We start from the raw sequence: 12,411 nt of genomic DNA, 5'->3' as shown, positions 1-12,411 counted from the left end.
AATGGCTTATCTTAATCATATATTGTATTTCTTTCATATCTATAACCTATATAATCTATATGATTTGCTACTTTAGCTTTTTTAGGCAGTTTGACGTCTTTTAATGCTTCTTCTTTGAACTTTTTAAATCCTTCCCTATCGACGATATATCCAACATGCTCTTTATCTAAGGTTCTGTCGATGTATTTATCGATAAAGTCGTACATGTTTTTTATTATTTTTAGCACAGATTCTTCGTCTGCCCACTCTATAAATGTCTGTGCCAGTCTCGGGTTTTTCTTGCCTGTTCTGCCCATTATGACGATTCTATAGTATTTCTCGCCTCTTGTCCATGCAGAAGTTGGGCATTTCAATATGCATTCGCCACAACCAATGCATCTATTGGGATCTCTTACAACTTTGAAGTTTTCAAAAGTAAGGGCGCCAGTAACTCTTCTTTTACAATTTTTCACACATGCTTGGCAGCCGATACATCTTGATGGATCGTAAATTGGCTCAACTTGACCTATGATGCCTATGTCCTGCATGTGTGCTTTTATGCAGTCATTTGGGCAACCAGTGACTGCAATTTTTACATGATAGTCATTAGGATATATTAACTTTTCTATCTTTAATGCAAGTGCTGTTGTATCATAGTTGGCAAATGGGCATACCCGATTGCCAATGCAAGCTGATACGTTTCTTGTACCTGCGGCAGGGTATCCTTCTTCTTCATCTTCTATTTGGACGCCTTCATCTTTAAGCCCTTTTATAATAGGAGATATAAGCTCATTTATCTTGTCAATTTTCTCCATTGGTATTCCTGGTATTTCAAAGCCTTGACGTGTAGTAATGTGAACAGTCCCATTGCCGTACTTTTCAGCTACTTCTTTTATTATGTCCAGATACTTTATATTTAGATCTCCGCCGGGAACCCTTATTCTAAGAGCTGTTATGCCTCTTTGCTTTGTCACTCTGTAAGCATTTTTCTTTAAGAGCTTTGTGTCGATATCGAGAATCATAATTTCACTCCTTTAATCGAGAAGTTGCTTTGATTTTGTGTAATTGAATACAGGACCTTCTAAGCAAACGTAGGTTTCATTTATCTTACAATGGCCACATTTTCCTATGCCGCATGACATCTTTCTTTCGAAAGATACCCATATATTTTCATCCGGTATATTTCGCTTTAAAAATTCAAGGCATGTAAATTTCATCATCATAGGTGGACCTACGACAATTACGATCGTATCATTAGGGTTTTCGATTTTTAATTCTGGTATAAATTTTGTGATTAAACCTGTATTTCCTGTCCACGTTTCATCTCCATTGTCAACAGTCAATAAAACATCAAATTTTTCTTTCCATTTTTTTATTTCATCTTCAAAAAGTATGTCTTTCGGAGATTTAAAACCCATCAAAATATTGAGGTTTTTTATCTCTTTAGGATTTCTGTAATACCTGTTTATTATGCTTTTGACTGGTGCTAGACCTGTACCGCCAGCGGCGATCACTACATTTTTATCTTTAAAATCTTCTACAGGAAATCCGTGGCCATATGGGCCTCTTATAAACAAGAAATCGCCTGGTTTTAATTCATGTATAGCATCTGTTACAGTGCCTACTTTTCTTATGGTAAGTTCGATGTATTCATCAGTGTAATCGCTTATCGATATTGGGGCTTCACCGATTTTAGGTATAGATACTTGTAAAAATTGTCCATGTCTTGGCAGAATATCGGATTTTAGCCTAAAAGTATAATCGATATCTGTTTGAGGAATTATAGACAATATTTCTACTTTTTTTGGCATGTACACATTTATCATTTTGATTCACCTCTCTACTGCATCAGTGACCTTTGATACGATCTTTATAAATGAAATGTACTCTGGACATACATCGTCACACCTTCCGCATCCAACGCACATTGTTGTGCCAAAACGTTTTTTGTAGTTGTATATCTTGTGCATCACCTTAAATCTCATTCTCTCACCGTATTTTTGCCTGTAGCTGTGACCTCCTGCCACATCAGTAAATCCATCTACCATGCAACTTGCCCATACTCGCCTTCTCTCTCCGCATTTAGGGTTATCTTTGTAAAATATATCTTGCATTGAAAAGCAACTGCATGTAGGACATGATACAGTACATCTTCCGCAAGCTATGCATCTTTTCGTGTATTCGTCCCACAATTCATGATTAAATACATACTCTATATTTCGAGATATTTTGTCTACATCAGGCAATTTAACTTCGATTTCATTTTTTTCTATAAATTCTGGAGTGAACTCCACTTCTTTACCTGAAAAAACATAGCTAAACTCGTCGTTTTTTACATCGCATGTTATTTTGTCATTATCAAACCGGAAAAAAACATCATAATCTAAAAACTTGTTAGAACCTGTTGACACACAGAAACAAGTAGAAAAGCCTTTTGTGCACTCTATAACAAAAAATTTGACTTTATCTCTCAGTTTTTTGTAGTAGTTATCTTCGTAAGGACCATTTTTTAGAAAAATATTGTCTAATTTTAGATATGAATTAGCGTCGCAAGGTCTTAAAAAGACGATGATTCCTTTATTGTCAATTTCAGGTTCTTTGTATTCATCTTCTGTAAAGTAAAATAGGGTCTGCGTTATAGGGTAAATTACCTCTTTCGGGGAATACCTTGATTTTTCGCTTAATTCCATATCTCGATAGGAGGAAATTTCTCCGTATGTCACAAGATCAGTATCAGAAAATGCTCCTTTTCCTTTTAACCTTATAGGAGCAAATATTTTGTAATCTTTGCTTAATATTTTCAGGGCATCATCAAAACTTTTTACATCTAATTCAATACCCATTATATCACCTCGTATTGCTGTTTTTATGCACTGATGATGGTTATTTATTTAACAAAATTTTATCATAAAATCGCAAATTTTTATGTGATATATCTCACAAATAATATAAAAACTCCCTCAAAAGAGGGAGCATATTAATTGTATATCTGCTTTGAAGTGCAATTGCTGTAATTATGATAGTGGTCTTTATCATAAGATGTTCTGCCATCCATCTTATGAACATGACCATCTTTAGTCCTTATAGCAGGTCCTGTGTATCCATTCACATAATGTTTGTGACCTTTGTCTACTGACGTATAGCCCGAGTAATAGTGTATATGGCTTGTGCCATATGGTATAGCATAGCTGGTACATCCTTTGTAATTGTGGTTGTGCTCTAACACTGTGCTGGTTGTACCAAAATAATCATGGTAGTGTTTATCTCCATCTGACATAATATATACCTCCAAAATATATTATTGTATTTTACATTATATGTTTGATGGTGATATAGTGATAATATATAAGTAATAAGACCGAATTAAGAGAGGTGTAAATTGATGAATAAAAAATTAGTAACTAAAGAAAGCATTCTTATAAGCTTGGCAGTATTATTGATTACTGTGATTGCAATCATGTCATTGACAGGCTTACAGGATAAAAATAAAAATGAAGATATAATTAAAATAAAACAATTAATTAGTGATGCAGAAAACATGGAAGCCTCAGTTTGTATTTTGCCAGAAGCGTATACAACTTCACCAGATATAGATGTTCCAAATGACGTTGCAGATGCCATGTACCAAAGGGTTGTTTCAGAAGCAGAAAAATATTATAGTGCAAAGTCTGGAATTCTGGCTGACAGAATTCAGATTTTACAAATGGGTGTTAAAGCTGAAATAGAAAGTAAAGATTATAGGGACAAGAATAATATAGTTGAAAAAATAAATTTTATCAGTGTTGATGTAAGCGGTGATACAGCGACTGTAATAGCTGATGTGACTGGACATTCAACCGCTGTAGGATTAGTTCCGGAAGGTATTGATATTAGCAAATACAAAACAAGTGATAAAAAAGAAGAAATGAAGCCGGAAATGAAAGCAAAATTACAAGAAGATATAAAGAATGCTCCAAAAAAATTAGTTACATTTACACCGGGAGGAACGATGAGATTTTACTACAATTTAGCTAAAGAAGATGGAGTTTGGAAAATAACTTCCAGAAAAGGTGACTATCTACCTGGACAAGGACCATAAAAGTAAAAGTTTCCTTAATAAGGACAGAAAATGCTCTGTCCTTATTTTTTATCTTGCAATTGAAGAAAAATTAAAAGCTAAAAATTCTTTTTTGTTCCTGAATTAACAATATTCAGATGAAATCATATATACTGAAATTGATAAAAATTTTTTATAAAAAACTGTAACGAAATCCATTGTAAGTTGTTTTATATTTATGAAAGGGAAAATATTTAAATTTTTATCGTTCATTTTATCAAAAGATTTTATTAAAGGGTGGAAAATATCATGAAAAGGAGATATGTAATTATCATTTATGTATTGTTTTTTAACATTATAGTATTATGCTCATCAACAGTTTTGATAAACAATTTTATTAACGCATTTGAGAAAGCATATATGAGATTATTTATATACCACACTATTATGTTGCCTCAATATCATGATGTTTTATTCACAAGATCTCTCATAATATATTTAGCTGGAGCATTTCACGTAATAATTCTATTTTATTCGTTAGATAAAATTTTTGGTAAAAAGTATCTCGCTGATAAAATATACAAAAAAGGGCGTATATATTTTATCAGTAATGTTATAATCATGTCTTTTTTCTTTTTATATGTTAATAGTTTTATTGATGCCTTTGGAGAAATATATAAAAAATTTAATATATATCATACTATCACAATACAATATTATCATAATATCATATTTTATAGAATATTTGTGATATATCTAATTGGTATATTACATGTCCTATTAATTTTATATATTTTTAAATATATTGATAGAGGAGAATCGGTGCAATAAAATTTCAAATTTTTTTATTATAATGATACCAGAAAGCTAGACAGACAAAAAGTAAAAAATAAGTTAGAATTTTTATGGTGCTTTTTATATTGAAATAATTTGCTGTATAACAATTAATTCTATGAAAACTATTTTTTCTCTTTTCGTAATTGTAATAAGCGCATAAATAGCTCTCCAAATCTTAACCTTTCACCAATATAATTTGCTGCATTCATTAAAACCTTAATAATTATGACAAATAAAAGTAAAACATATATGAATTGTAAAATATACATAATATTGAACATAATTTTCCCCCACTTCAAAAGTATTTTTATATATTATACAATATAGTTCAAAAAAATGTATACATTTTTTAGAAGTTATAAAATCAAGATTTGATAAAAATTTCCTTTAAATTTATGATTTTTTACTTTGATAAAAAATTTTTATAAAAAACTGTAACGAAATCCATTGTAAGTTGTTTTATATCTATGAAAGGGAAAAAATTAGTGAGGTGCGGAAAGCTAACTGGTCAAATGTTGGGGTTAAGGTTATATAGAGGTGATTAAAATAAATAAAGATAAAAATATGAATAGCAAACCTATTTATTGGTTTTCTGGCAGTAGTAAAGATGGGTATAAAGTATGGTATGATGAAATTGAAAATGTGAAGTTATTTAATTAAGTGTGTATTTTTATTCATCAATAATGTATAGAGGGGAGGGATTTTATGAAAAAAATAATAATATGCATTGCTTTTGCTGTTACAGCAATAAGTTTGTATTTTTCTATTTTTATTACTTATAACATTGACAATACTAGAGAATCGGAGCGAAATGCTATAATTAAGAAAGTCTCTTTATTACAAAATAAAATGGTTACAATTTTAGATTCTTCAAAAGAAGTTTTGAAAAATTCAATAAATATAGAAAAGACTATAACAATAGATAATGTTAAATTCATACTTTTCTCTTATAGCCCGCCAAAAGTTAATTTTAAATTTGTTGGAGCTGCTATTTTAAAAAAAGGAATAAACAACAAATATAAAATCGAATCATTTGGGTATGGAACAAATCTTAATAATGATTGTATTATCAAAATTGGGAAAGAGAATTATTTGGTTTTATATGGTATAAATTATAAAGGGAAAATAGCCGAAATTGTTGGCAAATATGATAATCGAAATTATGAGGTCAATATCAATAGAGATGATAAATTTTATTTAAAAGATTTTAAGCTAAACGAGATGATTGAGAATACTAATTCGATATCTATGAATTGGACATTATATGATAATAACTTGAATGATATTACAAATCAAATTAATAGAGAATACAATGAGGAGGTATTAAAATACCATGGAAAGTAAAAAATTACTAATACTTTTATGTTAATAATAATTGTTTTATTGTTGATATTAGTTTTGGGCAATCGAACAAGTAGCGTACAATATGTCCCCAACAATAATGGATATGCAAGTCACAATATAGCCATAGTAAATATTGGTAATAATCGCATATTGATAATAGATCCTGATATAAATTCAGGCTCTTTTGGCAAGGTAATGGTATTAGAATATGATGAAAAAAATTTAAAATTTAAAGTAATGCAGGAAGAAGATTTAAAAAACGAATTTAGAGGTTTTTTAGGTTTATCAAAAAGATAAAGCAAAAAAGAATTGGTTATATCCAGTTTAATATAAAATTTCTATTTATTAATAAAATTCGGGGTGGTGATATAGTGAATTTTGTGGCAATATTAGTTATGTTGCAAGGGACGTTGTATATATTAGACTCAATTATAAGGATGGTTGAAGGAGCAAACTTTAAAATTGGCAGTAATGTCATACTAAGTACAAATTTTTATTTTATTGGTATTATATTTGGAGCTATATTTATTATATCTTCAATTGGGCTATTTAAGAAAAGGATATATGGATATTTTTTAGCATTATATCTTTATGCAATATTGATTATTTACTATTTAATGGCTATAGCGTATTTAATTATTAATCAGCAGTATTTTTTGGCATTTTACTGTATTGCTGTAATGGTTGTTTTTTATATGATTATTAATTATGTCAGGAAGAATAAATCGGAGTTTACTAAATGATCATATAATTTTTAATACTTTAAAATTGCATTAAATTTAGCGAAATATCCAACAAAGAACAATGACATATTTATGCGGTTTAAATTGGCGTTAATGCAGGCATTGAGAGGAGTTGTTATGCTTGGGATTAGGTATAATGATAGACGTTAAAACTATTATGCCGGTGATAGTTTTAATATATGGATGGCTAATTTTTTATATGATGAGAAAGAAACAACGCAGTATTGGATATATATTATGTTTTTCGATGTTTTTCATATATTTGCTTTCTGTAGCTCATTATACTTTGTTTCCGATTCGATTATTCCAACACAATGACTTGATTAAAGATGGAGTTGATTGGAAAAATGGTTTAAACTTTATTCCATTTCGTGAATTGACATATTCTTATCTTAATTCAGTACAAGGATGGGGAAATGTGATAAGAAACATATTTTATTTATCTGGTTATGTTGCCAGAAGGGTTGATATTAACGATGTAATACTGAATGTCTTAGGTGTATTATTAGGTTACTGTTTATTTTGTATACTTTCTTGGCTTTATATTAAAAGTATACCGCCAAATGAAAAGGCGAAAGGAGTGTGGGATCATATTCACAAAGTTTTAGTTAAGAGAGAATTTTAGAAGTATATAATATTTGCCTTTACATGGGCTGGTTTGGATAATATGATTAAAGAGGAGTTGGTGTGAGGATGAAATTTGTTTTTCTTAAACGTATTTTGTTTGTTGCTATTTTTACTGTTGTATGTGCAGGCTCCATCGCTTATGCCATACAAGATGATGGAAAATCTGTAACCAAAGAAACTGTTCTTCCAGCAGGATATTCTCAAGAAATGGACAATGGCATAATCATTTATAAAGATTCAGGTGGAGGCACTGTAATACATTTTCCTTATGTCCCGAAAATCAAGTTAAACGGGCAAGAGATAAAATTTACAGAGGAGCCATTTACTTTAATAGACGGCATTACATTAGTACCGGCCCGTGAATTTTTTGAAAAATTAGGTGCAACAGTGAATTGGCATAATGACAGTCAAACGATAACAGTAGAAAAAGGCAGTACGACTGTAGAGTTGACAATAGGGTCAAAGGTAGCAAAAATAAATGATAAGACCAATGAACTTCCGGTGAAGGTGAGATTAGTCGATAATTGCACATATATCCCTCTAAGGGTTATAAGTGAAGCATTTGGATATAAAGTAGATTATAAGGATGGTGTTATAACAGTAGATGCTGCTCAAGGCAATTAAATATAGTGCATATCTATAATAAGCTGTTGACAAATGTAGCTTACAAAATAAGGACAGATAATGCTCTGTCCTTATTTTTTATCTTGCAATTGAAGAAAAACTAAAAGCTAAAAATGCTTTTTCGTTCCTTAAAATGATATTTTCGTTCCTGAACTAACAATATTCAAATGAAATCATATATACTGAAATTGATAAAAAATTTTTTATAAAAAACTGTAACGAAATCCATTATAAGTTGTTTTATATTTGTGAAAGGGAAAAATTAGTGAGGTGATAGTGTGTTTAAAAAATTCTTGTCTATTTTTCTGTTGACAACAATAATGATGACATCACTTTCAACCACTGATTTTGCGGATGACGGCATTTCGAAAAAATTGGTGACAAGTCCGGTAAAGCCCAATTGGATAGCCATATCCCAGTTTACTAACACATTCGACATATCATCGATGGGAAAATCGACTGTCGACAGCGTATTATATGCCTTCAGCGTCGACAAAATCAGAATTGATGCGTATCTTCAACAGTACAAGAACGGAAACTGGGTGACAATAAAAAGCTGGTCAAACACATCGACAGATATTAGCTGCTCTATAAGTGAAATATGGTATGTGGAAGAAGGGTATTATTACAGGCTTGTAACAAAAGGTACAGTCTATAGAAATGGAGTTCAATTAGAGCAAGCCAACTATACAAGCGATGCACACTGGTATTAAAAGAGGATATTGCAATTAACAGAAAGATAAGATGATGGAGTGATATAGATGAACAATGACATATTTATAAAAAGAGGAAACGGTAAGCTGACTGTGTCTTATGGGGAATCATTGCTTTTAAATATCAATCCTGACAAAAACTCTTTTGACAAAACAATTGATGATAATGCATTGGTAAAAAAGAAAAGAGAAAACAACTTTTTAATATTGTTGTTAAACAACTTTGTAAATCAATGCTATAGATATAAAGTGCTTATTGAAGAAGGCTATTTCTTTATTCTGTGTGATAAAGACGGTTATGTGATTGAAATTATAGCTAATGACCAATTAAATGAAGATTTCAAAAAGCTACAATTTAAAGAAGGCATAAGTCTAAGGCTTGAAGACAGTGGCACAAATGCAGTCAACATAGCCATGGAATACAAAAGTCTTGCACAGTTGTACGGAAAGGACCATTATTGCGACTTGCTTAAGGACTGGTATTGCACTGCAATGCCTATTACAGATCATTATAGCAAAGAAATAGTTGCATATCTTGATATATCCCGCATAAAGATTCCCAGCATAAAAGAGCAGAGCATCACTCTAAAAAACATAGCAATTTACCTTGAAAAATGTATATCATGTAGAAGTGAAAATATGTCTTTCATAGGAGGAGAGATCGATGATACTGATAAGCTTATTTTGTCATCATTGGTCCGAAACGGAGTAAGGAAAGCAGTAATGGATGAGGTAGGCATATCTGACAGAGCATTGAGAAATCATCTAAACAAATTAGGTAAACTATTTGGAGAGAACAATGACATAAAAATAATAATGGCAGCCATAAATATAGGCATCATAGATACACATGGCAATATATTATAGAATGATGTACCGAAAAACGGCACTTACTTCATAAAAAATGTTCCGAATTTCGTAACTTCCCAAATGTTGGACTTGGTGTTATAATGTAGTCAAACAAATGAATGGCCATTCGATTTTTAATAAAAAAGTAGTTAGTATGCTGTTTTGGTACCGAAATAGTGTTACTAACTAAAACTTTGCACTTATAAAAGTAGTTTTGTACCTTGATAATTCAATATTGTTGGGTTATAAAATTTTGAGAAAATTTAACAACAACTACTTTACACAAACTTTTTTACACCTAGTGTACTATTGATTTTATTGAACGTACTTGATACATATTTAGTCCGAGATTATTCTTTGTCTGCCTAAAGAATATTTCTATAGGCCATCTCTGGCTGTAATAATTTAGAATTGTCTTGGTATCTAATTCAGTATCAGTACAGATAAATGCATGTGGAGCATTTTCGTTTTTAAAAGCTTTCTTCAGACCAGCACAATACTACTACAGCATTATCTATGCCATTTAAGGCTCCTTCATAACGATATGCCCAGTATCTAGAACCGTTTACTGTAACGAGGCAAACTTCGTTCTTTTCAATTAGACATTGGAAGTATGGACACCATTTCGCATATTCTTTCGATGTTGCTTTTGCCACCTTTTTTATAGCGCTCAATACTGTAAGGTAATACTACTTTGCTGCAGGATAGCAACATGTTAAGAAACTTATGTCCCCAAACTTGTTTCCCTTTTAAATGCGATTGATGGAATTTGGTAGTTTATGTCAGTGAATATTCTCATCTATAGTTATATATTCGACATTTGGGGTGAACTTCCTTTTTTGTCTCTCACAAAGTTAGGAATACCAAGCTTTTTAAAATATGAAATTTACGCAATCTCAAAAAAATTAGGAGGTAATTTGGATGTTGAAGAAAAAATCTATTACGATTTTAATAGCCGTTGCGCTTATAGTATCCTCTATGGTCTCAACTGCATTTGCTGAAGTTGATAAATTCCCTGTGAAATATGGGGAACCCATTGAGGTAATGGAAGAAACAACTACAACCCAACAAGATATTGATAATACTATTAAAGCTATTGAAGACGATTTTAACAAAAGCAAACTTCCCAAAATAGATCAAGCCCAAATTCAACAAAATACTGAAAAAGCAATAAAGCTTCTTGATAAGTTAAATGGAACCAAATCGAAAAACGACAAAAGTGATCAACTAATAACTGCTACCGGTACTTACTATGATCAAAATAAAGCCAAATTAAGAGCAGCTAACTTTATGGAAGGAGTTCTCGATCTAGATGAAGGCTTAACCAGTACAGAGATATATAAAATTGGAGTTACCTTTGCTAACCAAGCAAGAGATGCGGCCCTAAAAGAATTCCCTAGTAATGTTATGTTGCAAGATGCTTTTAGACACTTTAGTTGGAATTACATTTCTACCGGGGGTGTAGGAACCCTGAAAACACGGACTGCTACAATAAATCATGAATGGGGGCTATTAATCCTTGAACCCGTAACCAACTATTATACAAATAGATATAATACGTACAGAAGCCAAGGTTATAACGACTATAATGCAGCCAATAAAGCTTTTTCTGATGCAGTTGCATATATTCCTGATTTAAAATATCAATTAGTCACAATTTGCAAGTCCAGTTATTCGTTTTTCAAGTCGTTCTTTACGGTAAGCAACATTATGGATTTGCATAATAATTGCTATGGTAGAGCATATTATGAAGAAATGCCAAATGCAGGTTATAAAACAGCTTTCTATACCGCTAAAAATAAAGGTGAGTTAATTTTATCTGAAAGCTCTGTAGGCGATTATCAGTACAAGTATGTATGGCAAAGCCAGTGGTATACCTATTAAAGTTTTTTAATGAATTAGGATAATGCTGCGGATTCTCAACATTATTTTATTAATAATTTTTCAATCTCCATCGTTACTAATGAGGCTTTCGCCTTATAGTTTACTCATTGCTGGTTAAATGTATAATTTCTGCTGATTAATAGCTCATCAAATATACCGGAAAACAATCCAGGACGTGACTTTTGGGGTTGCATCTTGGATTGTTTTGCACTACAATAATTTCAGGAAAGGAGATCGTCTTATAAGATGAAATATAAAATATGGTTGGGAATTTCATTAATTCTATTAATTTCAACACTATACATCGTTATTACCTTTTGGCCAAACTATAAAGGTAATATGTTTCCTTTGTTCACTGATATAACTACCGTATTTCTTTTTATACCAGCTTATTTCACCCTACTAGTAGGAATACTGCCTTATATTGTTACTAAAATAATTCCTAATATTACATTACAATTAGTATTAATCACGCTTATATTTGTGGGTTCATTTTTATATTCCCTTAGCTTTTTGGAGTATTCTCTGGGTTTTAAGATTATTATTTCTATTATATGTTCCGGCTTTGGATTTTTATACTTTATTCTATCTAAGATTGTAAATGATAAAAAAATGTGATTATATCTTTAGCTCAATAATCTCTTGCCGCCCCTATTTCTCGATTGAGAAAATTGCACAATTAAACTTTAATTTTTGAAGCTAAAAAAAGGCAATAGCAAAGCTAAGCATATCAATGCTTGTGGATAACTTATGAACTTTGAAAATTTAATACAAA

At 31.1% G+C, this 12,411-nt stretch carries 13 protein-coding genes and 1 pseudogene; 9 read left to right on the top strand and 5 right to left on the bottom strand.

Annotation, left to right across the window (positions count from 1 at the left end):
• Positions 1-11: 11 nt before the first annotated feature.
• The 4 genes from asrC to GSH73_RS12495 all read right to left on the bottom strand — a co-directional run bounded on the left by asrC (position 12) and on the right by GSH73_RS12495 (position 3,256).
• Positions 12-1,001, bottom strand: coding sequence for a sulfite reductase subunit C (gene asrC, locus GSH73_RS12510; RefSeq protein ID WP_014757639.1), 990 nt, complete (start codon positions 999-1,001; stop codon positions 12-14).
• 12 nt (positions 1,002-1,013) lie between these two features.
• Complete coding sequence (gene asrB / locus GSH73_RS12505; RefSeq protein ID WP_014757640.1) at positions 1,014-1,805, bottom strand: anaerobic sulfite reductase subunit AsrB; 792 nt, start codon at positions 1,803-1,805, stop codon at positions 1,014-1,016.
• 6 nt (positions 1,806-1,811) lie between these two features.
• Positions 1,812-2,822, bottom strand: a complete 1,011-nt coding sequence (asrA, locus tag GSH73_RS12500) for an anaerobic sulfite reductase subunit AsrA (RefSeq protein WP_014757641.1) — start codon at positions 2,820-2,822, stop codon at positions 1,812-1,814.
• A 134-nt stretch (positions 2,823-2,956) separates the two neighbouring features.
• Positions 2,957-3,256 carry a YmaF family protein gene (locus GSH73_RS12495; protein WP_014757642.1) on the bottom strand — a complete coding sequence of 100 codons (300 nt, stop codon included), beginning with the start codon at positions 3,254-3,256 and terminating at the stop codon, positions 2,957-2,959.
• A 105-nt stretch (positions 3,257-3,361) separates the two neighbouring features.
• On the opposite strand from GSH73_RS12495, the gene GSH73_RS12490 reads away from it, so the two are divergent.
• The 8 genes from GSH73_RS12490 to GSH73_RS12455 all read left to right on the top strand — a co-directional run bounded on the left by GSH73_RS12490 (position 3,362) and on the right by GSH73_RS12455 (position 9,770).
• Positions 3,362-4,057 carry a hypothetical protein gene (locus tag GSH73_RS12490; protein ID WP_014757643.1) on the top strand — a complete coding sequence of 232 codons (696 nt, stop codon included), beginning with the start codon at positions 3,362-3,364 and terminating at the stop codon, positions 4,055-4,057.
• A 1,500-nt stretch (positions 4,058-5,557) separates the two neighbouring features.
• A complete protein-coding gene (locus GSH73_RS12485; RefSeq protein WP_014757646.1) occupies positions 5,558-6,196 on the top strand; it encodes a hypothetical protein in 639 nt (212 codons plus the stop codon).
• A gap of 42 nt (positions 6,197-6,238) precedes the next feature.
• Positions 6,239-6,493: a hypothetical protein gene (locus GSH73_RS12480; protein WP_152528718.1), complete on the top strand. Its 255-nt coding sequence runs from the start codon at positions 6,239-6,241 to the stop codon at positions 6,491-6,493.
• A 74-nt stretch (positions 6,494-6,567) separates the two neighbouring features.
• Positions 6,568-6,939, top strand: coding sequence for a hypothetical protein (locus GSH73_RS12475; protein WP_014757648.1), 372 nt, complete (start codon positions 6,568-6,570; stop codon positions 6,937-6,939).
• A 121-nt stretch (positions 6,940-7,060) separates the two neighbouring features.
• The gene (locus GSH73_RS12470; protein WP_014757649.1) at positions 7,061-7,564 is read left to right on the top strand and encodes a VanZ family protein; all 504 of its coding nucleotides are present in this window, start codon (positions 7,061-7,063) and stop codon (positions 7,562-7,564) included.
• 68 nt (positions 7,565-7,632) lie between these two features.
• Entirely contained in the window at positions 7,633-8,190 is a 558-nt protein-coding gene (locus GSH73_RS12465; protein WP_014757650.1) for a copper amine oxidase N-terminal domain-containing protein, read from the top strand.
• A 278-nt stretch (positions 8,191-8,468) separates the two neighbouring features.
• Positions 8,469-8,903 (top strand): hypothetical protein, encoded by a 435-nt coding sequence (locus GSH73_RS12460; RefSeq protein ID WP_014757651.1) that lies wholly within the window; start codon positions 8,469-8,471, stop codon positions 8,901-8,903.
• Between the two features lie 48 nt (positions 8,904-8,951).
• On the top strand, positions 8,952-9,770 hold the full coding sequence (locus GSH73_RS12455) for a hypothetical protein (protein WP_014757652.1): 819 nt from the start codon (positions 8,952-8,954) through the stop codon (positions 9,768-9,770).
• Between the two features lie 289 nt (positions 9,771-10,059).
• On the opposite strand, the pseudogene GSH73_RS13880 reads toward GSH73_RS12455, so the two are convergent.
• A pseudogene (locus GSH73_RS13880) lies at positions 10,060-10,339 on the bottom strand (transposase); the annotation flags it as partial.
• A gap of 334 nt (positions 10,340-10,673) precedes the next feature.
• Between GSH73_RS13880 and GSH73_RS12445 the strand changes: the two are divergent.
• Complete coding sequence (locus GSH73_RS12445; protein ID WP_014757653.1) at positions 10,674-11,636, top strand: hypothetical protein; 963 nt, start codon at positions 10,674-10,676, stop codon at positions 11,634-11,636.
• Positions 11,637-12,411 lie beyond the last annotated feature (775 nt).

The sequence above is a fragment of the Thermoanaerobacterium aotearoense genome (assembly GCF_009905255.1).
In the GTDB taxonomy this organism is placed as follows: Bacteria; Bacillota; Thermoanaerobacteria; order Thermoanaerobacterales; family Thermoanaerobacteraceae; genus Thermoanaerobacterium; species Thermoanaerobacterium aotearoense.
This window is presented reverse-complemented; position numbering and strand designations above follow the sequence as displayed.